This window comes from Ligilactobacillus acidipiscis DSM 15836, from assembly GCF_001435755.1.
GTDB classification, from domain to species: Bacteria; Bacillota; Bacilli; order Lactobacillales; family Lactobacillaceae; genus Ligilactobacillus; species Ligilactobacillus acidipiscis.
This window is the reverse complement of record NZ_AZFI01000018.1, coordinates 1-21,526: the sequence shown is the minus strand read 5'-3', so window position 1 is coordinate 21,526 and position 21,526 is coordinate 1. Positions and strand designations below refer to the sequence as shown.

At 39.0% G+C, this 21,526-nt stretch carries 24 protein-coding genes and 1 other annotated feature; of the genes, 1 reads left to right on the top strand and 23 read right to left on the bottom strand.

The features are described 5' to 3' along the window. Positions 1-354: 354 nt before the first annotated feature. From FC65_RS02835 to FC65_RS02820, 4 genes are all read right to left on the bottom strand, one after another. A complete protein-coding gene (locus tag FC65_RS02835; RefSeq protein WP_056971478.1) occupies positions 355-2,241 on the bottom strand; it encodes an acyltransferase family protein in 1,887 nt (628 codons plus the stop codon). A 112-nt stretch (positions 2,242-2,353) separates the two neighbouring features. Then, the gene (gene obgE / locus FC65_RS02830; protein ID WP_056971477.1) at positions 2,354-3,655 is read right to left on the bottom strand and encodes a GTPase ObgE; all 1,302 of its coding nucleotides are present in this window, start codon (positions 3,653-3,655) and stop codon (positions 2,354-2,356) included. Positions 3,656-3,784: 129 nt separating this feature from the next. Continuing rightward, entirely contained in the window at positions 3,785-5,554 is a 1,770-nt protein-coding gene (gene uvrC, locus FC65_RS02825; RefSeq protein WP_056971476.1) for an excinuclease ABC subunit UvrC, read from the bottom strand. Positions 5,555-5,700: 146 nt separating this feature from the next. After that, the gene (locus FC65_RS02820; RefSeq protein ID WP_010496320.1) at positions 5,701-6,435 is read right to left on the bottom strand and encodes an amino acid ABC transporter ATP-binding protein; all 735 of its coding nucleotides are present in this window, start codon (positions 6,433-6,435) and stop codon (positions 5,701-5,703) included. A 346-nt stretch (positions 6,436-6,781) separates the two neighbouring features. Between FC65_RS02820 and FC65_RS12150 the strand changes: the two genes are divergently transcribed. Continuing rightward, positions 6,782-6,922, top strand: coding sequence for an SPJ_0845 family protein (locus FC65_RS12150; protein WP_162829029.1), 141 nt, complete (start codon positions 6,782-6,784; stop codon positions 6,920-6,922). 101 nt (positions 6,923-7,023) lie between these two features. On the opposite strand, the gene FC65_RS02810 is transcribed toward FC65_RS12150, so the two are convergent. The 19 genes from FC65_RS02810 to nrdR all read right to left on the bottom strand — a co-directional run bounded on the left by FC65_RS02810 (position 7,024) and on the right by nrdR (position 21,366). Continuing rightward, positions 7,024-7,323: a nucleoside triphosphate pyrophosphohydrolase family protein gene (locus FC65_RS02810; RefSeq protein ID WP_056971475.1), complete on the bottom strand. Its 300-nt coding sequence runs from the start codon at positions 7,321-7,323 to the stop codon at positions 7,024-7,026. Positions 7,324-7,396: 73 nt separating this feature from the next. Beyond that, a complete protein-coding gene (yihA, locus tag FC65_RS02805; protein WP_010496323.1) occupies positions 7,397-7,981 on the bottom strand; it encodes a ribosome biogenesis GTP-binding protein YihA/YsxC in 585 nt (194 codons plus the stop codon). A gap of 187 nt (positions 7,982-8,168) precedes the next feature. Beyond that, on the bottom strand, positions 8,169-8,345 hold the full coding sequence (gene rpmF / locus FC65_RS02800; RefSeq protein WP_010496324.1) for a 50S ribosomal protein L32: 177 nt from the start codon (positions 8,343-8,345) through the stop codon (positions 8,169-8,171). A 75-nt stretch (positions 8,346-8,420) separates the two neighbouring features. Then, on the bottom strand, positions 8,421-8,972 hold the full coding sequence (locus FC65_RS02795) for a DUF177 domain-containing protein (protein WP_056971474.1): 552 nt from the start codon (positions 8,970-8,972) through the stop codon (positions 8,421-8,423). Positions 8,973-9,051: 79 nt separating this feature from the next. Then, complete coding sequence (locus FC65_RS02790) at positions 9,052-10,206, bottom strand: nucleotidyltransferase (protein WP_056971473.1); 1,155 nt, start codon at positions 10,204-10,206, stop codon at positions 9,052-9,054. 13 nt (positions 10,207-10,219) lie between these two features. Then, entirely contained in the window at positions 10,220-10,954 is a 735-nt protein-coding gene (locus FC65_RS02785; RefSeq protein WP_056971472.1) for a class I SAM-dependent DNA methyltransferase, read from the bottom strand. Then, the gene (gene rsfS / locus FC65_RS02780; RefSeq protein ID WP_010496328.1) at positions 10,954-11,310 is read right to left on the bottom strand and encodes a ribosome silencing factor; all 357 of its coding nucleotides are present in this window, start codon (positions 11,308-11,310) and stop codon (positions 10,954-10,956) included. Before rsfS ends, FC65_RS02785 begins: the two co-directional genes overlap by 1 nt. A 45-nt stretch (positions 11,311-11,355) precedes the next feature. Further along, on the bottom strand, positions 11,356-11,952 hold the full coding sequence (yqeK, locus tag FC65_RS02775) for a bis(5'-nucleosyl)-tetraphosphatase (symmetrical) YqeK (RefSeq protein ID WP_056971471.1): 597 nt from the start codon (positions 11,950-11,952) through the stop codon (positions 11,356-11,358). Next, positions 11,945-12,574 (bottom strand): nicotinate-nucleotide adenylyltransferase, encoded by a 630-nt coding sequence (locus FC65_RS02770; protein ID WP_056971479.1) that lies wholly within the window; start codon positions 12,572-12,574, stop codon positions 11,945-11,947. The genes yqeK and FC65_RS02770 overlap by 8 nt, the downstream gene beginning before the upstream one ends. 23 nt (positions 12,575-12,597) lie before the next feature. Continuing rightward, the gene (gene yhbY, locus FC65_RS02765) at positions 12,598-12,909 is read right to left on the bottom strand and encodes a ribosome assembly RNA-binding protein YhbY (RefSeq protein WP_056971470.1); all 312 of its coding nucleotides are present in this window, start codon (positions 12,907-12,909) and stop codon (positions 12,598-12,600) included. 65 nt (positions 12,910-12,974) lie between these two features. Then, positions 12,975-14,099, bottom strand: coding sequence for a ribosome biogenesis GTPase YqeH (gene yqeH / locus FC65_RS02760; protein WP_056971469.1), 1,125 nt, complete (start codon positions 14,097-14,099; stop codon positions 12,975-12,977). Continuing rightward, positions 14,092-14,625, bottom strand: coding sequence for a YqeG family HAD IIIA-type phosphatase (locus FC65_RS02755; protein WP_056971468.1), 534 nt, complete (start codon positions 14,623-14,625; stop codon positions 14,092-14,094). Before FC65_RS02755 ends, yqeH begins: the two co-directional genes overlap by 8 nt. Positions 14,626-14,837: 212 nt before the next feature. Continuing rightward, a complete protein-coding gene (gene rplT, locus FC65_RS02750) occupies positions 14,838-15,197 on the bottom strand; it encodes a 50S ribosomal protein L20 (RefSeq protein WP_010496346.1) in 360 nt (119 codons plus the stop codon). A 120-nt stretch (positions 15,198-15,317) separates the two neighbouring features. Then, positions 15,318-15,518, bottom strand: coding sequence for a 50S ribosomal protein L35 (gene rpmI / locus FC65_RS02745; protein WP_010496348.1), 201 nt, complete (start codon positions 15,516-15,518; stop codon positions 15,318-15,320). A 27-nt stretch (positions 15,519-15,545) separates the two neighbouring features. After that, positions 15,546-16,046, bottom strand: a complete 501-nt coding sequence (gene infC / locus FC65_RS02740) for a translation initiation factor IF-3 (RefSeq protein WP_056971467.1) — start codon at positions 16,044-16,046, stop codon at positions 15,546-15,548. 46 nt (positions 16,047-16,092) lie between these two features. Beyond that, positions 16,093-16,217 (bottom strand) — a sequence feature (ribosomal protein L20 leader region). Positions 16,218-16,256: 39 nt separating this feature from the next. Next, positions 16,257-18,203 carry a threonine--tRNA ligase gene (gene thrS / locus FC65_RS02735; RefSeq protein WP_056971466.1) on the bottom strand — a complete coding sequence of 649 codons (1,947 nt, stop codon included), beginning with the start codon at positions 18,201-18,203 and terminating at the stop codon, positions 16,257-16,259. Positions 18,204-18,506: 303 nt separating this feature from the next. Then, complete coding sequence (gene dnaI, locus FC65_RS02730) at positions 18,507-19,427, bottom strand: primosomal protein DnaI (RefSeq protein ID WP_056971465.1); 921 nt, start codon at positions 19,425-19,427, stop codon at positions 18,507-18,509. Positions 19,428-19,457: 30 nt separating this feature from the next. Beyond that, positions 19,458-20,846: a replication initiation and membrane attachment family protein gene (locus tag FC65_RS02725; protein WP_010496355.1), complete on the bottom strand. Its 1,389-nt coding sequence runs from the start codon at positions 20,844-20,846 to the stop codon at positions 19,458-19,460. Between the two features lie 22 nt (positions 20,847-20,868). Next, positions 20,869-21,366, bottom strand: coding sequence for a transcriptional regulator NrdR (gene nrdR / locus FC65_RS02720; RefSeq protein WP_056971464.1), 498 nt, complete (start codon positions 21,364-21,366; stop codon positions 20,869-20,871). Between the last annotated feature and the right edge of the window lie 160 nt (positions 21,367-21,526).

The following is a 21,526-nucleotide window of genomic DNA, read 5'->3' as shown; positions in this document are numbered from 1 at the left end:
ATCAACACTATTTGACAAAGTCCCAATTTTTACTCCTTGCTTTTTTATTGGTCCTATAAGATTTGTATCGGTCAGCGTCAAGACATCATGTACAAAAACTTAGAAGTTTGGCAGGAGAATTTACACCTACTCCCACACTTCTGTCCACCTAACTCTTGAACAAACATTACTTTTTCACATTTCTATTCTATTGATTTGCTAGTCTTTCGTCAAAATGATCACGAAACTCACTCATAAATCACAATTCCACTAACCATTCGTAAGTTGTTTTGAAAAAAGTTCACCTTAAATGTTTACTTTCCTGCTCAAAACATTGTCCGTGCCCGCTATACTGAAATCTTAGTCTACCGCTTTTTATTTCAAAATAGCTCGTGTAACAAACTTGCCAAAATAAGGTAATCCATTTGGACTCGGATGAACGTTGTCAGAATAGAACCAGTCTGGATGATCCTTACTGTAAGAATACCAATCGATCACCGTCAGATTAGAATATTTTTCTTGTGCCTGTGCTAATTCTTCATTAACTTGATCCTGCCATCTTTGTGTAGGAACATTAACGTTGATCCAGTATACTCGACGTTTTGGTCCGATCATACCCATGATCTGCTTCATATCGGAGTCAGTGAATGGTCCATTCGTACCTAAACTGATCAGTACGGTGTCTGTTAATTTTCCTCTGCGCACCAGCGAATCCAAGATCGGTAATGCTTCATGTACTTGACGACCAACTTTGGCATCCACATACATTTGTGGAAAGATACCCTGCATTGTTGAAGAAGCATCGGCCAAAACTGAATCACCGATCGCAGTGACTGGCATGTTCTGAGCCTTAGTTTTTTCCGAAGCAGTCAGCTCACCATCAGCCTGTTGTTCATTTTTTTGGCTTTTAGCTTCTGTTGCTGACTTTTCAGCAGGTTGACTTGCTTTTTTCTTATCCTTGTCAGCAGCTGTGTTTTGTTTTTTGGCTTGCTTATTATTGTTCTTGATCACCTTTTGCAAGTCAGAAGAGTCACTACTTGAAACACTTGCACGAGGTTTATCAAATGCACCCCATGTCGCCGTAACTAATACTAAAGTAACAAGCACTGCCCAGATCCTTTTCCAACCATAAGAAGAATTTTTGGAAAAAGCATCTTTAATAACCATAAAAGTTCTTGAATAGTCAAAATGTTGCAGCGGCAGTTCAAGAAAACGATATGAAATGTCACTGATCACAAGGATCAAAGCAATTTCGATCATCGCATGCAGCCAAGGATGGTTAGCAACATTAGCAATTTTTTGTTCATAAAAAATCATTATAGGATACTGATAAAGATAAATGCCATAACTTCTTTTGCCAACCCATGTAAACACTGGGTTAGTTAGTAATCGGTTCATATCGGCCCCAGGATGGGCGATCGTCCCGACCAAAATAACTGACAACAAAGAGAAGAAAAACATTCCACCTAAGTACACCAGCTCACTTTCACCGTTCATTTTGAAAAACATTAGGACGATCAAGAGCAAAGAACCTAAGCCGACTCCATCTAAAAATAACCGCGGACCACTTTGCAGGTTTTCTTTAAGTTTAGTACTCGGCCACAAGAAAGCCAGCGCAGCCCCTAGTAGGATCGAAAACATGCGTGTATCTGTCCCATAATAAACTCGAGAAGGATCTTGTCCTGGTTTAAACAAAATGATCATTAATAATGCGGACACAAAAGCCGCGATCAATAAAATATCAAAGTTAGTTTGCTTAGACCGGATGAACCGTAACAATAATAAGATCACGATCGGCCAAATTAAATAAAACTGTCCTTCTATCGACAACGACCAGAGATGGGTAAATGGTGATTGATTACCGAACTTATCAAAATAAGATTCGTGATTAGCAACCTGGAACCAATTATAAACGTAAAAGACATTAGTAACTATTACATCACGTAATTTCCCCAAAGAATCTCGGGCAAATAACGTAATAAAAGCCGCTGTTGTCATCACCATAGTGATCAACGCTGGATAAAGTCGCTTCATTCTTCTGACATAAAACGATTTAATATCGAGCCGGTCGTTTTGGTCGTACTCTTGAATCAACAAATCAGTGATCAAATAGCCTGAAACCACAAAGAAAATAGGAACTCCTAAGAAACCACCAGTCATTCCATACGGAAAGAGGTGGTACAGTATAACACCAATAACTGCTAAAGTCCTGACACCATCAAAACCTGTAATATATCTGCTTTTTTTTAATCTTTTTTCCATCAAAATCCCGTCCGTAAAAATTCAAGGAATATACAACTAGCTGTATCTACGACGATCTGAAAAAGTGTAAGCTAAATAACCGGCCAACTTTCTCAGATCAGTCTTCTTCTAATTACTCTACAAATTCAAACGTAAACTTGCCTATATGAACCATGTCGCCACTCTTGGCTCCTTGTGCACGTAATTCATCATCAACACCCATTGCCCGCATTTGCCGAGCAAAACGCATCAAACTTTCGTCATGTTCAAGATTAGTCATCTCAAATAAGCGCTCCAGTTTTTCTCCCCCAAGTATCCAATTCGAATCAGGATCTCGTTTGAGAGTGAATGGTTTCTCTTCCGGTTTATAGGTATAAACAACATTATCATTGCTTTCCTGTTCCGGTTCAAGATCAAATCGCGGTGTTTTTTCTAAGGTATCAGCCGTCTGAGCAACTAGTTTTTGTAAATTAGAGTGCGTGATCGCTGAAACAGGGATCACTTCCGGTACTGAAGCTAATGTCGTGTCCATCTGCAACTTTTGCTTGAAAGTCTCTAAGTTGGCTTGTGAATCCGGCAGGTCCATCTTACTTGCAGCCACGATCTGCGGCCGTTTCAAAAGCGCAGGATCATATTTAGCAAGTTCATGATTGATTTTTTCGAAATCAGTGAATGGATCACGTCCCTCCATGCCAGACATATCAACAACATGTACGATCACACGTGTCCGCTCAACATGACGCAAAAATTGGATCCCCAAACCAACACCGTTCGAAGCGCCCTCGATCAGTCCGGGTAAATCAGCCATGACAAAATCACGCCCGTCATCCAATTGAACCATTCCTAAATTAGGAACTAAAGTTGTAAAATGATATTCAGCAATTTTAGGCTTAGCACTAGTTAAAACCGACAAGAGAGTAGATTTACCAACAGATGGAAAACCAACTAGCCCAACATCGGCTAAAACCTTTAATTCAAGCTGAAGATTTCTTTCAACACCCGGCTCACCGTTTTCAGCAATCTCTGGTGCCGGGTTTTTGGGAGAAGCAAACTTAATGTTTCCTCGTCCGCCACGACCTCCAGCGGCGACAACTAGTTCTTGTCCATTTTCAACAAGGTCGCCTAATACTTCACCAGTATCAGCATCATGAACAGTTGTCCCTTCAGGAACGGCAACGTATAGATCATCCGCTTTATGCCCGTACATTCCCTTGATCATGCCATTTTGACCGGCCTTAGCCTTAAAAATACGATGATAGCGAAAGTCCATCAAGGTCCGCAAACCTTCATCAACTCGTAAAATAATACTTCCACCATGGCCGCCGTCGCCACCAGCTGGTCCACCATTTGGCACGAACTTTTCACGCCGAAAAGCCACCATTCCATTGCCGCCCTTACCGGCTTTCACAGTAATTTTAACTTGATCTACAAACATTATTTTTAATCACCTTTCTCAGGTAGCCTGAGTTGTCTTTAGATGTTATTAATTTCTGAAAACAATTTTGTCTCCGCCAACTATAGCAGTTTTTATTTTCAAAATCAAAAACATCCGTACTAAAAACACTTATTTTAAGCTTAATTTAATCGTTTGTGCTACTTTCTCGGAAATTCCTAATTTTTGAAGATCTTCCAAAGAAGCTTCACTGATTTTTTTCAATGATTTAAAGTTTTTGAGCAATTTGACTCGAGTTTTAGGCCCCACTCCTTGGATCTGTTCAAGCCGCGAAGAAAGAGAGTTTTTAGAATGCACTTGCCGATGAAAAGTGATCGCAAAACGATGAACTTCATCTTGGATCCTTTGTAACAAATAAAAGCCTTCACTTTTTGGATCCAAACCAATTTTTTCATCATCTTCGGTCATTAAGTCGGCAGTCTTATGATGATTGTTTTTAACCATCCCTGCTACTGGTATCTCTAACCCTAGTTGGTTACGCAAAGTTTCACGAGCTGCATTGATCTGCACGACACCACCATCCATTAGGATTAGATCTGGTAATTGTGCATGCTCTTTTAACAAACGGCTGTATCTGCGATAAATAACTTCTTGCGTACTTGCAAATTCGTCCGCATTAGTGACCGTCTTTAGTTTATACTTACGATACTCATTTTTATCTGGTCGTCCATCTAAAAAACTGACCATAGCAGAAACTGGATCTTGTCCCTGAATATGTGAATGATCGAAAGACTCTATCCGATGACCGTTAGGCAAACCTAATGCATCCGTGATCTCATTCATTGCGCCGACTGTCTTACGATCATCCAATTCCAAAAGACGGAATTTTTCTTCCAAGACCAATCTGGCATTTTTTTGTGCCATTTCTAATAAGTCTCTTTTTTGTCCTCTTTGAGGGGTCCTAACAGGGATCCCAATAATTTGAGCCAAAATATCATGTTCCATCTCTTTAGGCACAAGGATCTCCTTAGGCAAGATCCGGTTTTTCTGATTATAAAACTGCAAAATAAACGAAGCTAATTCGTTTTCAGGAGAATCAATACATGGAAAAAGACGTTTTTCGCGCTTCATCAAACGTGCCTGGCGAATGAAAAAGACTTGGATCGACAGCCAACCCTTATCCATATAGCAAGCAAACAGATCACGTGGAGTATTATCATTAGAGATAATTTTCTGTCTTTCAACGGTGACCTCCACATAGTGGATCTGGTCTCTTAATTCTGCTGCACGCTCATATTCCATATTGTTGGCAGCTTTCTTCATTTGATTGGTCAACTTACGTTTGATCCCTGAAACATTGCCTCTTAAAAATGATTTGATTTTCTTGATTTGTGCATCATATTCGCTTTGAGGCACTTCCCTAAAACAAGCACCTAAGCATTGTCCCATATGATAGTATAGGCATGGTCTTTTTTGATAGCCTTTGCACCTTCGCAAAGGATAAACTTTCTGGATCAACTGCATCGTTTCAGTTGCAGCATATACATTTGGATATGGTCCAAAGTATGATCCGCCATCGTGCTTAACTTGACTAACAATTTTTAATGTCGGATCCTTTTCATTGGTAATTTTGATATATGGGTAGCCAGTACCACGTTTTAGCTTAATATTGTAATACGGCTTGTGCTTTTGGATCAGAGTAATTTCCAATAAAAAAGCTTCCTTGTCAGTAGAGGTCACGATCGTTTCAAAATCGCGGATCTCAGAAACTAACTTGGCAGTTTTTCCTTCATGAGCACTTTTAAAATATGAACGAACTCGATTTTTTAAGTTTTTCGCTTTACCAACATAAATAATTTTACTGTTGATATCTTTCATCAGGTAACAACCTGGGAGATCCGGCAACAACTTTAATTTATTTTCGACATGTTGAGTTGCCATCCAAATGTTCCTTTCTTTATATCATTGAGTCAATTATACCGCGTTCTAGCGCTAATTCACAACAATTGAAACCATTATCTCAAGAAATTTACAAAAAAATACCATTTTCGCTTTAGTTTTGCGAAAATGGTTTATGAAACCCTATTTTACAACACCTTTGACAGAAATTCCTGTCCCCGTTTGGTTTGTGGATTTTCAAAAATCTCAGATGGTTTGCCAGATTCTTGGATGTAACCATCAGCCATCAACCAGATCCTGTCGGCAACTTCCTTAGCAAATCCCATCTCATGCGTTACAACAACCATCGTCATGCCGGAATTAGCTAGATCCTTCATTACTTCTAGTACTTCCCCTACCATTTCCGGATCAAGAGCTGAAGTCGGTTCATCAAACAACATCACCTCAGGATCCATTGCTAATGCACGCACAATGGCCACACGTTGCGCCTGACCACCAGAAAGACTGGCTGGGTATTGTTGAGCCTTATCTGCTAATCCGATCCGTTCTAACAGCTTACTTGCTTTTTGCTCGGCTTCTTGTTTACTGACCCCTTTAACTTTCATTGGTGCAGCGGTAATATTTTCCAGGACCGTCATATTTGGAAAAAGATTAAAACTTTGAAAAACCATTCCCATTTTCTGACGTAAACTGCTTAATTGTTTTTCAGAGATCTTTGTCAGGTCCTGACCTTCAAAAATGACTTTGCCGTCTGAGGGATGTTCCAAGACATTCAAACATCTTAAGAAAGTACTTTTGCCAGCTCCAGACGGACCGATCACACACACAACTTCACCCTGGGCAACAGTTTCATTAATATTTTTCAGGATCTCATTTTTACCAAATGATTTTTTGAGGTTTTGAATTTCTAACAGCTCGCTCATTATATGTTTTCTCCTTTTTCAAACAGCCCTACCAATAACCTGTGTAGTTTCATGTTATTTTTTAATGCCTTATTTACTTTTCCTTTATTGTAGTTTATTTATGCAATATAATACATTTTTAATTCATTTTCAAGGGTAAATTTGCATATTTTAAAGATGAACTAGTTTTTTTATGCATATTTTAGCAAATTTAGCTTGCAAAAACATTATTAGAATAAATTATTTGAAAAAAAAGACGGAAACTGCTATGCTTATGTTCGAATTAAGGTGGGGCAGATGATGGCAGATCTTAAATCGAGTGTCTCGGGGACTCACTGATCATTATTTGGTGAAAGGACTGTTTAAATTGAGTTTAAAGATCAATCGTCAATCTGATTTAGATGAATTATTTAGCAAATTTGCTGTCGAACCAGATAAAACTCCTAAAAAAGAGGAATTATCTAAAGATAAAAAGCAAAACGATAAGCAAAAGAAAGAACAAAAATAAAATTAAAAAAATGACGGGTATTTTCAACTTTGAAAGTACTCGTCATTTTTTATCAAGTTGTGTAGGCAAAAAACAACAGACAACTAGTGTCTTTATGCAATCTATTTTGCGGGTGAAAAACCGTGTGGATAGCGTTTATTCAAAGTTTCAATGTTATCTTGAGCTACCTCATCAAATGGGATATCGGCCCATTCTGCAATTTGGGAAAGATACCATAAAACATCACCCATCTCGTGAATCATTTCTTGCCGGTCAAGCTTCTTGCCCTTAAAAGTATAATCTTTTACCAGATCGATCAGCTGACCGCTTTCTCCAGCAAGACCAAGCGCACAATTGGTTAAAACTTGCTCATTACCATAAAGGGTCCGATTTGCTTTTTCCTGATAATCATTAAACTCCATAGAATTTCCCATCCTTTATAAATAAAATTAAAACAGACAGCGGACAACAACAGGCGCTCATTTCGATGTCATATTATTTGGTCTTTTGTTCGATCCAATTCCAAACTTGGTCTTTCCCTGTCTTATCTAAGGCTGAAAACAAAATCAGCTCATCATTTTCACCAAGCTGTAAAGTTTTCTTGATCAAAGAATATGATTGATTTCGTTTACTCTTTTTCACTTTATCGATTTTAGTACCAACTACTAATATTGGCAAATCATAATAATGTAGTAAATTGACCATTTGCTGATCTAATTTAGTTGGGGCATGGCGTGCATCTACCAGGGACACAACGCCTTGTAATTGGTCACGAGATGAAAGGTAGGTTTCGATCATCGCTCCCCACTTATCCCGTTCTTTTTGTGATACCTTGGCATAACCATAACCGGGAACATCAACAAAAAACAGCTGTGACTCAACATCATAAAAATTTAAAGTCTGTGTTTTCCCGGGTTGGCTAGACGTTCTAGCGAAGCTCTTTCGGTTGATCAAAGCATTGATCAAAGATGACTTGCCGACGTTTGAACGACCAGCAAAGGCAATCTCAGGATAACCCTCCGTCGGATATTGATTTGGTCTGACCGCGCTAATAGTCAGGTCAACATTATGAACCTGCATAAAGTATAGGCCTCTCTTTCTGAATTATCTTTAATTCTACCATATTCGTTCAATTTCCACAGTGATAAATACTGTAATAATTGAAATTATATGTAACAAAAAAACATCCAAGATCGAATGATCCTCGGATGTTTCGTAAAATCGTCTTGAGGGCCATGGTCCCTCTATACGATTAATTCACTTTCTATTACTTAACGTTGATAACCTCTTTATCACCGTAGTAACCACAACTAGAACAAACATGGTGAGCTTGTCTTAATTCACCACAATGTGGGCATGCTGTCATGCCAGGAACTTGCAGCTTGTAATTAGTACGACGAAGTCTCTTTCTTGTCTTAGAAGTCTTTCTTGCTGGTACAGCCATTTTACAAGCACCTCCTTTTCAAATTTTAAAATATTCAACAAGAAAAATTGTAACCTTTACACACCAATTTTGCAACTACTCTTCAGTATCATCAAAAAAATGTGTTAATTTCTCCATTCTAGGATCAATTTTTGGACTACTATCTTCTTGCTTTTTATTTAACTGTTCCTCAGATAAAACTTGCCAATCACGACCTGCTATAGCAGGATCACTAGCATTTTTTTCTGCTTCAGTTAAAACCTGCATGGGAATCTGTAACAAAATATTATCAGTTATGACTTTTTCCAAATCAAGTAAATCATTATCTAAAACTAAAAAAAGATCTTCTTCAGAAAAATCTGAAAAATCAGTCCTGTCTGCCTCAACATAATTTTCATCGATCAGAAAAGAAAGTTCGAGACTAACGGGAGTCAATGACCTAGTTGAAGGCAAAACAAGTTTTGCATCCACTTGTAATTGACTGTAAGCCCCTAAGCGATCTGCTCCGATCACACCTTTAACATGAACAGGAGCAACTGATAAAATATCACTTCTACGACTCTTTAAATCCTTTTCTAAATGAAATATTTCATTGATCTGGAGCGGTTCATCACCGAGCTGTTGCAGTTGTTTGTACGACCACTTCATGCTATTTTCCTCCAATGCAACACGTATGATTATACAGTGCTTAAAATCCTTTGTCAATGTATTTTCCTTGACACCCGCTCTAAAATACTATGGGTGCGCGTTTTGCATCTTGTTCAACACCATTAAAAAGCTGATAAATTTTACCTGCACGGTAATCGACCGCCAATTGTTCTTTCCTATCGTCTTGTGAAACGCGGGAATAAATCGGAAATGGACAGTTCTTTTTAACCCTAGATAACTGTTTGCGGCCATCGCCTCCAAAACCGAGCAACCGAATATATGGCTCACTATTATATGCTTGAACTTCTTGCTCAGAAATGTTGAGCAGTATTGCAACTGCTAGACGTGCGAGATGAGTATAGGTAAAACGTTTTGTTTTCACTTTTTTGACCCACATATCAAAGTTGATATCTAACGGCAGCCGCTGAGTCTGTTCTTGAATCCGATATTCTATCCCCTCACTCATTCCATAGATCTGACCTAGATCGGCCAAATTGCTGCTGACCACCTTATACCGCAAAAGCGGCCAAAAATCATCCCATGAAACGAACGGACCTTCAACTAGATCGTTTAGCGAAACTTGCGGTAAATAAGGTGCAAGTTTTTTCTGCGTTTTTTTCGACAGCGAAAAGTTTTTACGGATAGCTGAAGCACTTGCGATCTGTGCACCCTTATGCAACGATTGGTCATGATAACTTGTTTCTACTCGCTGCACTGGAAAGAGGTCCAAAGGCTCACCTAAACGATAATTAGCTTTAGCATAGGCCAGACCCAACAAATCATTCGGCTGATCTACAGCATGTCCTAGCTCTTTTTTAATGGCGGTTTGAAATGAACGAGCATAGGATTCGTCATACTTATGAAATTCACCATGGACTCCAGCAACCTTACGAGCAAAAGACATAAAATCATATGAACTATGTTCTGCTCCAAAAACTAGTTTATCAGCTCCCAAGGCCGACAACAATGAAACTGCTCCAAAAGCAAAACGATCTGCCGGCTGTACACACGCCAATACCGGTAATTCGACCACTAGGTCTGCGTCGTTTTGCAGAGCTTCCTGCGTCCTGGTCCATTTATCCAAGCAAGCTGGTTCCCCTCTTTGCAAAAAATTGCCGCTCATAGCCACGATAATGATATCGTCAGGAAAAGCCTGCTTGATTTGCTGTAGTTGATACAAATGTCCATTATGAAATGGGTTGTATTCGGCGACCACACCAACAACTCCAGCCATGCCATTTCTCCTTTTACTTGTCACAACAAAAGAACCATCTCGTAGAATCGTTTTTAACTGAAGACCGACCAAAATCTGCCTTAACCTCGACTTTTTTAAATCCGACTTCTTTTAACAAATCAATATAATTCGCTAAAGGATATGTTCTTTCGTAATGATGTTCAGTCAAACGTTGGTAATTTTTCGTAGCTTGATCTTTAATAAAAAAGGTCAATTCATGTTCTATCCCATATGAAACATCAGTCGGATATGAATGCCACAAGAATGCCTCATTTTGGTCCTGATAATTATACATATAGTCGGGAAAAACTTTTTCCATCTGATAAACACTATGCACGTCAAATAAAAATTTACCATGTTCTTTTAAATGAGCGTATACTTCACGGAATACCTTGCCTAATTCAGCAAAGTTCGCCAAGTAACACAAAGAATCCAGTGTACTGACCACTACAGCATACTGGCCAAGCCCGTTTAAATCTGTCATATCAGCCTGATAAACCGGGAAAAAGACATTTGCCCGACTCATTCTTTCACTAGCCAAACTCAACATTTCATCAGATAGATCTAGGCCTTCCATTTGAAAACCGGCTTTTTTTAATTGCATGGTCAAGGCCCCAGCACCACATCCTAGGTCTAAAACCATTCCAGAATTTGGACTGACCCGTTGCTTAAAATATTCCAGCCAAGACTCATAGATCTCTGGATCCATCAGTTGATCATATAACTGAGCAAAAGTTATATAGTTCATTATGCCTTGACCCAATCAGAAACATCGACTTCTTTGGCATCAGACCATAATTTTTCCAAATTATAAAACTCACGCGTTTCTTTTTGGAAAACGTGCACAACAATATCTCCGAGGTCTAATAAGACCCAAGTGGAGCCGTTTTTGCCTTCGATGTCTAAAACATCATAGCCGGCTTTTTCGACTTCCTCTTCAATATTTTCCGCGATAGCCTTAACCTGACGTTGTGAGCTAGCATCCATGATCACAAAGTAATCTGCCAACAAACTAACACCATCTACATCCAGTGCTGTGACATTTTCGGCCCGCTTATTATCAGCTGCTTCTACAACTACCTTCAATAATTCTTTACTGTCCATTAATAGTCTCCTTTAAATCTTTTCTTGATCTGTCTATTATACTTTCTAATGACCTGCGACCCAAGCATTATATGTCTGGATAGCTGCTGGATAGATCGTCTTATTTGAACTCATTAAATATTGCAAAGTATGCTTAGTTTCAAAGATAACCGCAGCTTGTAAATCAGCATAAGCCAAACTTCTCGCAATCTGAGCATCTGGAAAATCACGCCCATCTTCAACAAAATCCGCTACATAGATCAGCTGGTCAAGTTTTGTCATTTTAGGTACACCGACCGTATGGCGGGAAATAGCATTTAAAATTTCAGGATCAGTGATCCCTAATTCATGCGAAACAATTTGTGCTCCAACAACACCATGCCAAATAAAATTACCCCAGTTCAATAGGTCTGGATCCATCGAATACTTCTTGATCGTTTCCTTAAATTCACTGTCACTGCGTTCCTTAGAATAATCATGTGTCAAGGCAGCGATACTAGCTTTTTCTGTGGAAACATCATTTAATTTAGCCAACTTAATTGCGGCCTGTTCGACACGTAAAACGTGTTGAAACCGATGTTCACTCAAACTCTGCTTAACAGCTGCGACCAGTTCTGCCCGCGTTCCAGAAAAAAACTCTCCAGAATACTCAATTTTATTCACGATATAAGCCCTCTTTTTTTATATACTCCGCCACAATATCTGGTACCAAATATTTGATCGAACAACCTTGTTTGATTTTACTTCTGATCAAAGTTGAACTAATATCGATCGTCGGAACATCGACCCACAAGATCGGATATTGACTATGTGTCTTGGCACCAGTTCGTTTCACGCCCACAAACTTCACCATTTTAACCAACTGCTCGATTTTATTCCACTTAGGCAAGTATTCGACCATATCACCGCCAACAATGAAATAATAGTCTGCTTCTGGATGTCGTGCTTGTAGTTCTTTGATCGTGTCATAGGTATAACTAACACCCCCACGGTCAACTTCAAGTGTATTCAGTTCAAAGTTTTCATTGTCAGCGATCCCCAAGCGAACCATAGTCACGCGATCTTTAGCAGAAATAGCCTCTTTCTTATCAACATGCGGAGGCAAATTATCAGGTAAAAATACTATCTTATCTAACCCCAACTGACTTAAAACTTGTTCCGCTACGACCAAATGACCATTATGCAATGGATTGAAAGTTCCACCCATCAACCCGATCCGTTTTCTTTGAGCGCCAAACATAACTTCTGGCATAACTTTGACCCTAGGAATCTCAACTGTACTCATTTCCAACCTACTGACCTCCAAAACTAAATAGCTTCAACCTCAGTCGAAATAATCCGATTCTCTTTATCGGATGCCTTCTTGTACAAAACCAGGACATGCCCAATTTTTTGTACGACTTGAATTGAACTATTATTTTCAACAAATTCGATCACTTCATCTTCATCAACAAGTGAATTTTGTAAAATAGAAACCTTTAGTAGTTCACGCTTTTCTATAGCGGCTTTAACGTTTATCAACCAATTCTCACTTAACCCATCTTTTCCGATCTGAAAAAGTGGCCGTAGATCATGCGCCTGACTTCTTAAAAAGCGTTTTTGTTTTCCTCGTAATGTCATTAAATCTCTCCTTGATCATTAAATACTACTCAACTATAAATTTAGTTAATTACCTCTTGCTTTATTTAAATCATTGCTTTTCTGCGTAAAACTCCTACACCTTTAGGTGCATAGCCAGCAACGATCGAACCACTTTTGACTGTTACCCAGCCCAAACCTTCAAAAACAATATCACTTTTCTCGCGAACTTTAAATTCAAAACGTTCCATCGGCGGAAAATCAGATAATTCACCAGTTGTCGGCGGTTGTAACAATTCTCCTTGATGTCGTACAAAAAATGCATCAGCTTTTTCCAACTTAGTGCGATGGATCTGCAGGTTATTTTCCATATAAACAACAACACCATTACGCGTTGACGGACCTGTGATCAGGTCAAAACGCGCCAACCCGCCAAAAAACAATGTCTGTCCACCAGCCAACTGGTAAACCTTAGGTCTGATCTCTTTTTGCGGCGTTGCCAAGCGAAGTTCTTTAGCTGACAAATAATGGGCCATTTGATCTTTATGAATGATCCCCGGTGTGTCAACTATCATTCTACCATCGTCCAAAGGGATCTCGATCTTGTCTAAAGTCGTCCCAGGGAAACGCGAGGTCGTGATCAGATCCTGCATTCCTGTACTTCGTTTGATGATCTGATTGATTAATGTCGATTTACCGACATTAGTTACTCCAACCACATAAACATCGCGACCCTCACGATACTTTTCAATTGCCTTTAATAATTCTTCTAAAGCATGTTGCTTAGTTGCACTGGTCATGATCACATCGACCGGATGGATACCTTCTGCATTAGCACGTTGACGGACCCAATCTTTTAACTTCGACCGTTTTAACGAGCGTGGCAGCAGATCTTCCTTATTGGCTACCATCAATACTGGATTATTACCGACAAAGCGGTGAATGCCCGGAATCAAAGAACCGTTAAAATCAAAAACATCAATAACATTGACGATCAAAGCATCCGCACTGCCAATTTGATTTAATAAAGCCAAAAAATCATCATCAGTCAAAGAAACATCACTGACTTCATTATAGTGACGCAAGCGGAAACAACGCTGACAATATAACTCATCATTTTCTAGGCCTTTTTTTATTGCGGAAACAGGTGTATAACCCGGTTGTTTCGGGTCATCTGATTGGATCTTTGCTCCACAGCCAATACAATAAAGCTCTTCGTTATTCTCATCCATTCAGTGAATGCCCCCATGTTCTTTTTAAATATCCTTTTTTCAATAATTGTTTCTTGACAGACTTTTCAACGGCTCGATTAAACTTAGTATTCCAGGCATCTGTATTCACCAACGGTTTAACCAAAATACTCTTGATCCGGGCATTATTAGCAGCAGCAACATCTGTCAGCAACTGATCTCCTACTAAAACGATCTGCGAAGAATTGACCCGGTATTCTTTCTTTGCAATATTGATACCGCGGTTCAGTGGTTTTAAAGCTCGCGAAATAAAAGGCAACTGTAATTCTTTCAATGCACGAGCTACTCTTTTGGCGCTATTGTTAGTCACCACTACCACAGGAATCTGTGCCTCATCCATAAGTGCTAGCCATTCGCGCAGTTGAGGTGTCCCATTTGGATTGTTCCAAGCAATCAAAGTATTGTCAAGATCAGTTAAAATCAACTGAATATCATGTTCACGAATTTCTTTTGGAGTTAGGTCATAAATCGATTCCAACATCCATGTCGGTCTAAAATCTACAAGCATATACTATAACTCTCCCATTTTCTCAATAACTTAATTATAGATTATTTTTGCAATTTTTAGCAAAAATTAGGCAACAAAAAATCCAGTTAATGTAAAAATAACTATACACACTATTAAGCGGATCTTGCCCACATAATATGTGTACACGCCTAATATGTAAAAAAAGCTGAAGCAAAACCAATGTTTTGTCTCAGCCCACGTTATCTAAAAGATTATTTTGCCAAAGCTTTTTTAGCTTGGTCAACCACTACAGAAAATGCTTCAGGGTCGTTGATTGCTATATCAGCAAGCATCTTACGGTTTACATCAATTTCAGCAACCTTCAAACCATGCATCAATTTACTGTAACTAATATCATTTGTACGAGCTGCTGCATTGATACGAGCGATCCATAATTTACGGAAGTTAGATTTGTTCTTCCGACGATCACGGAAAGCATATTGTTGACCTTTCATAACTTGTTGCTTAGCTACCTTAAACTGTGTATGTTTTGAACCACGGTAACCTTTAGCTAATTTTAACATTTTTTTACGACGCTGACGCGTAACTGTGCCGCCTTTAACACGTGACATGTGAATTCCTCCTTATTAATCATCCAAGTTTAAGCTTGGATCATCCCTCTTTAAAGAGGGCAAATAAAACTTGTTAGCAAAGGCAATATACCTTGCTTGTAGATTTCAACTGACAAATGATTATTTCATTTGTGATAGCATTTGCTTGATACGGCTCATATCTGTGGAATCTACCATACCTGCCTTAGCTAATTGACGGCGTTGCTTCTTAGTCTTGCCGTGAAAACGGTGTGATGTATAAGCATGTGAACGCTTCAAACCACCATTCGCTGTTTTCTTAAAGCGCTTTGCAGATGCGCGATGTGTTTTTTGTTTTGGCATAATACATTTTCCTCCTAAATTACCAGCCTATTTTTCGGCTAATGGTGCAAGCATTAAGAACATACTGCGACCATCCATTTTTGGTTTTGATTGAACAGAAGCAATGTCTTCTGTTTCTTTTGCAAAATTATTCAAGACTTCACGGCCAATATCTTTATGCGTGATCGCACGTCCTCTAAAACGAATAGATACTTTGACCTTATCGCCCTTACCCAAGAACTTACGTGCATTTTTGACCTTAGTATTAAAGTCATTCGTATCGATCGTAGGACTTAAACGAACTTCTTTAATATTAATGACTTTTTGCTTCTTACGAGCCTCACGCTGTTTCTTTTGTAATTCAAAACGATATTTACCATAATCCATAATTTTGGCAACTGGTGGTTTAGCCTTTGGTGCTACAAGTACCAAATCTAACTCGGCCTGTTCGGCCAAAACCAAAGCATCCTTTTTAGACTTGACTCCAAGTTGAGTCCCATCTTTACCGATCAAGCGAACTTCGCGTGCACGGATACCATCGTTAACTATCTTGTCTACTGCTATGATATTTCACCTCCAAAAAATTTCAGAAGAGTAAGCAGAAAAAAAGTGAGTGTTTTTCAACACCCACTACTCCTCACGTTACAGTGAGGTTATTTCGTAATTCTGCCCGAGGATCCTGATCCCCTAGGCGAGAAGCGGGTGCTTCTGCTTTTTTCTCAACTACAATATGATACCAATTCTATTGTAGTTTGTCAATTAGTTTTTGCGACTATATGTTTCAATATCATGGTTCAATAAAGTTACAAAATCGTCAAAAGGCATAGTTTCAGTATCTTTTTGACCATACTTTCTGACTGTGACTGTTTGATCAGCAACTTCATGATCACCAAGAACTAAGGTATATGGGATCTTGTTGACCTGAGCTTGACGGATCTTATACCCCATCTTTTCATTACGATCATCGATATCGATCCTAATATGGTGTGCAAGCAAACGGCTCTGCAATTGTTTTGCATATTCCATATGCAATTCATTTTTAACAGGGATCATTTCAACTTGTTTTGGAGCCAACCATGTTGGGAAAGCACCCTTATACATTTCGATCAAGTATGCAGTAAATCTTTCCATAGTAGAGATAACACCACGGTGGATCATAACTGGTCGATGATCTTCGCCATCAGCACCAACATACTTCAAGTCAAAACGTTCTGGTAACAAGAAGTCTAATTGGATCGTTGATAGTGTTTCTTCTCCACCCAGAGCAGTCTTAGTTTGAACATCAAGCTTTGGACCGTAGAAAGCAGCTTCCCCTTCAGCTTCGTAATAGTCTAAGCCCATGTCGTCCATTGCTGCTTTCAGCATCTTTTGTGATTTATTCCACATTTCATCATTGTCAAAATATTTTTCAGTATTTTCTGGATCACGATAACTCAGGCGGAAACGATAATCATGAATATCAAAATCACTGTATACATCGATCATCAAATCAAGGATCTTCTTAAACTCATCTTCGATCTGATCAGGTGCAACGAACGTGTGCCCATCATTCAAAGTCATTTCACGTACACGTTGCAGACCTGTCAAAGCACCAGATTTTTCATAACGATGCATCATACCTAATTCTGCTAAGCGCAATGGTAACTCACGATATGAACGTTTATGGTGGTTATAAACCTGGACATGAGAAGGACAGTTCATTGGACGTAGTTCCAAGAATTCACCATCACCCATATCCATTGGCGGGAACATATCTTCACGATAATGATCCCAATGTCCAGACTGCTTATAAAGATCAACATTTGCCAAAACAGGAGTATACACATGCTCGTAGCCTGCAGCTAATTCCTTGTCAATGATATAACGTTCCAATGTCCGTCTAATTGTGGCGCCATTTGGCATCCAATAAGGCAACCCAGCACCAACTTTAGGATCAACAAAGAAAATATCAAGCTGATTACCGATCACACGGTGGTCACGTTCATGAGCTTCTTGCCTTCTAGCAAGCTCAGCATCAAGGTCTTTTTGCTTATAAAAAGCTGTTCCGTAGATCCGTTGCAGCATTGGATTACTTGAAGCGCCCTTCCAATAAGCACCAGCCACCGATAAAAGCTTAAAGATCTTGACCTTGCCAGTTGATGACAAAACAGGTGCAAAAGCTAAGGAAACAAAGTCGCCCAAACGATAAACTGCTACTTGACCATCCTGAGCTAATTCAGCAACTAGTTGCTTTTGATATGGATCGTCACCTGCATTTTTCAGAGCTTCTTGCTGACTGATCGAAGTTAACTCGATCGAATCATTAGCAAGAACGATTTGATTCATGGCAGCAGTCAGGTCGTCAAAATCTGTTTCTGCAACTTGTGTTTGTCCTGGCTTTTCAGTATCCAGATAAAAGCCATGTTCATCAACATGTGCTTCACCGAAGTTCATCTCAGGATACTTGTCTACCAAAACTTTATTCAAGATCAATGCAGCTGTTTGCCATAAAACATTGATCCCTTCAGCAGAATCTTTAGTAGCGATCTCGATCACTCCGTCTTGGTTTAATTCTTGGCGAAGATCAACAGCAACATCGTTAAATTTACCGGCAACAGCTTTTTTACCTAAACTAATGCTGATCGAATCAGCAACATCTTTAACAGTTACTCCGCTGTCAAATTGTTTAACACTGCCATCTGGAAAAGTAAGATTGATTTGTGACATAAATTTTCCTCCTAAATTTTGTATAAAAAAAGCCCTGTCGTTTAATAACGACAGGGACGTTTTTAACGTGGTTCCACCCATATTCGAACTCACGCGCAGACATGAGTTCCTTATTCAAGGTCGTTAACGGAAACCATCCGGCCTAACTTTTAATTAAGCTTTTCATGAAAGTGGTAAACCGTTAATGTGAGAAGTTTTCAGTCACGACTTCTCTCCCTGAAAATTGGGTCCATGTCTTTCACACAATTTAATTATATTAAAACACTAAAATACTAAACTAACAAGAGCATTTTAAAATTTTTTTCAATTTCTCCGATTTCGCCCAACAACATGATAGTCATCGGCCAAAAAACGGATCCGTTCCATAATACGTTTAGCCTTCAACGGTTCAGCTTCTCCTCTGCTGTTAACAGTCAAGTATTCCTCTTCTAGTTGCTGTAACGAGAGATTTGAACTGAAAAATGTAGGCAATTCTTCTTGCATCCGATATTGTAAGATCACACCCAAAACATCATCACGGAACCAACTGCTCATCTGATCTGCTCCGATGTCATCTAACATCAAGAGTGGTGCTTTTTTCACAGAATCGATCAATTCTCCGGTTGAATTACTGCTGATCGAACTTTTCATTTTCACCGCAAAGGATGGAAAATGAACAAGTGTCGTACTATATCCCTTTTCAGCCAGTGCATTGGCTAAAGCCCCTAGCAGATATGTTTTACCTACTCCAAAGCTTCCTTCTAAATACATGCCCTTATGAAACTCATGCGGTGACTTTTGAAATTCTTGAAAAAAACGTAAAGCCGCATCTAAGATCTCTTCTCTGCCATCAGGAGTGTACTCGGATAACTCAGCATTTCGAATCGATTTTGGCAAACTAATGACCTTGACCCGCTGCTTGATCTCTTTTTGTTTTTGTTTAGCAACAAATTCTTTAGTAGGAGTATATGTGACCTCGATATGGTGATTACTCAAGGTCAAGTATGGATAATATCCAGGCATAAAAGTTTTTTCACCAGCCGCTAACTGGCTTTTAAAGTTAACAAACTCATATAACTTGCTGGCACTTCTAATAATGTCATCTTTAGTTAATTCACCTTGGTGCTGCTTCAAAAATTCCACCACATCAGGATCTCTTTCAGCTGCGGTGATCAACTTCTGATAACGCGGTCCCCATTTATTATCTTTTAACTGTTCTGCAAGGATCTGGCTAAGACTTTCCATCACCTCACCCCCATTTCTACTGAACTTTAATTAATTGTCATTCTTGATCTCTGCCAAACGTCGCTTGATCTGTGCTTGGAGATCAGCCTTTTTGCTGCTTTGATCTTTAGTTGTTTCGGGTTGTTTATAGTCATTTTGAGCCCACTCAGGTAACTGCTCTTTTTGAACAACTGCACGACCTTGACGATAATTTTTCTTCTTATTACCGTATTTCTGGTGCTTTTTTGCGCCTTCCTGTACGACTTTTCGGACCTCAGACATGGCCTGTTCAGCAGTTTTAACACCATTTTTCGACCAAGTAGCAGCTGTTGTTTCAAAATAATTTTGATTCATGCTAGCATTTCCGCGGTCGCTTAAAATATAATGGATCAACACGTTGATCACCTCATTAGGCAATATTTGCTGTTGAACTAAATTTGAAACCATATATTTTTCAGAACTAGTTAATAAGGCACCCGTTTCATCTTTGATAGCTTGTAAAAACTCCATTGGAGCCAAAGACCTGCAAAATTCTAGCAGTTGCGCATCAGCAGGGTCTGAGCTAGTACTTGTATTTTCAGCTTGGGGACTAAAAGCAGCCCCTTTAGCAGAACTTGTTGTTTTCATTTGATAATCAAAAGAATTATGTGCCAACATTTTAAAATATTTGACGTTGAGCTTATTGCTGCTAATGTCAATTGCTTCTTCTAACAAACGAACCAACTGCATCTCATCTAAACCATACAAAAGATGGATCGTCTGGACTGCATCCATGTTCTTAAAGACCTCTTCTTCAGGCACAAACGACCTTTCCAATAATTGTCTGAAAAATTTTACATCTAAATCAGTTTCATTTTGGTCGATCAATTGCTGCTGCTTTTTTTCAAGCGGCTGAACTTGTTTAGAAGCGGCGCTTTTCATTAAAGCACTTTGGCGGATCGGAAAGACATCTAAAAACGACTTAGTAACTTCCGTGCTGCCTTCTATATTAAATTTAGGTGGACAATACTTTTCCTGTAATTTTCGAAAAGCTCCTTGACCAATAGTTTCCAACAATAACGTACTGAGTAAGTCATCGTTGAAAAAGTTCTCACCCACTAAAGGTCGCTGAATAAAATATAAGGATAATTTACCTAATCGATCATTTTTTTCAAAAGTTCGTAATAGACCTAATGCCTCTAATTTTTCCCGCACCTCCAAAAAATCTCTCATTCCTAAAGATAAACCTACCAAAAGTTCTTTATTCATTGACCTTTTGACTAGGTCCGGACGCGGCTTGCCATATCGACTTAAAAGCACATAGAGTCCATAAGCGTTAGAACCCATGATCGGAACATACAGGTCTAAAAGTCCATGTAATTCTTTATCACTAGGACCACTTTCTTGAACCACAACAAAACCATCTTTTGGGGAAACATTCTTCAAATTTTCAGTAACCATATCTTCCCCTCTTACTTAATTATTACTCTTTATGGTCGTCGTCATCTAAAGCGTGCTCGTCATCTTGACTTCGACCCATCAATTCATTTAATTCATTAACAAAAGCACCCATATCTTTAAATTCACGATAGACACTTGCAAAACGGATATAGGCAACATCATCAACATCTACTAATTCATCCATCACATAATTACCGATCAATTGAGTCGAAACCTCTGTTCCACCCAAAGCGCGGACCTTACTTTCAACATCATCAACGATGCTGGTGATCTTGTCCATTCCGACTGGTCTTTTTTCAGCAGCTCGCATGATACCTCGTAAGATCTTATCACGATCGAACTCTTCCCTGTTTCCATTTTTCTTGATCACCAAAAGCGGGGTAACTTCAATTCGCTCGAAAGTTGTAAAACGATACCCGCAATTTTCACATTCTCTGCGCCGTCTAATAGCATGCCCATTATCTGCCGGCCGACTATCGACAACACGTGAACTGTTATGATGACAATGTGGACACATCATAATTTCCACCTCAATTAAATTCAAATTATCCGTTCTGAGACTACTTTAATTAGCTTATCACTCAAAATGATTTTATCATAAAAGGCGCAGCAAACAAACTTTTCACGTTAAGCAGCTATTATTTAATAAACGCGTGGTGCTAGTTTGTAATAATACAAAA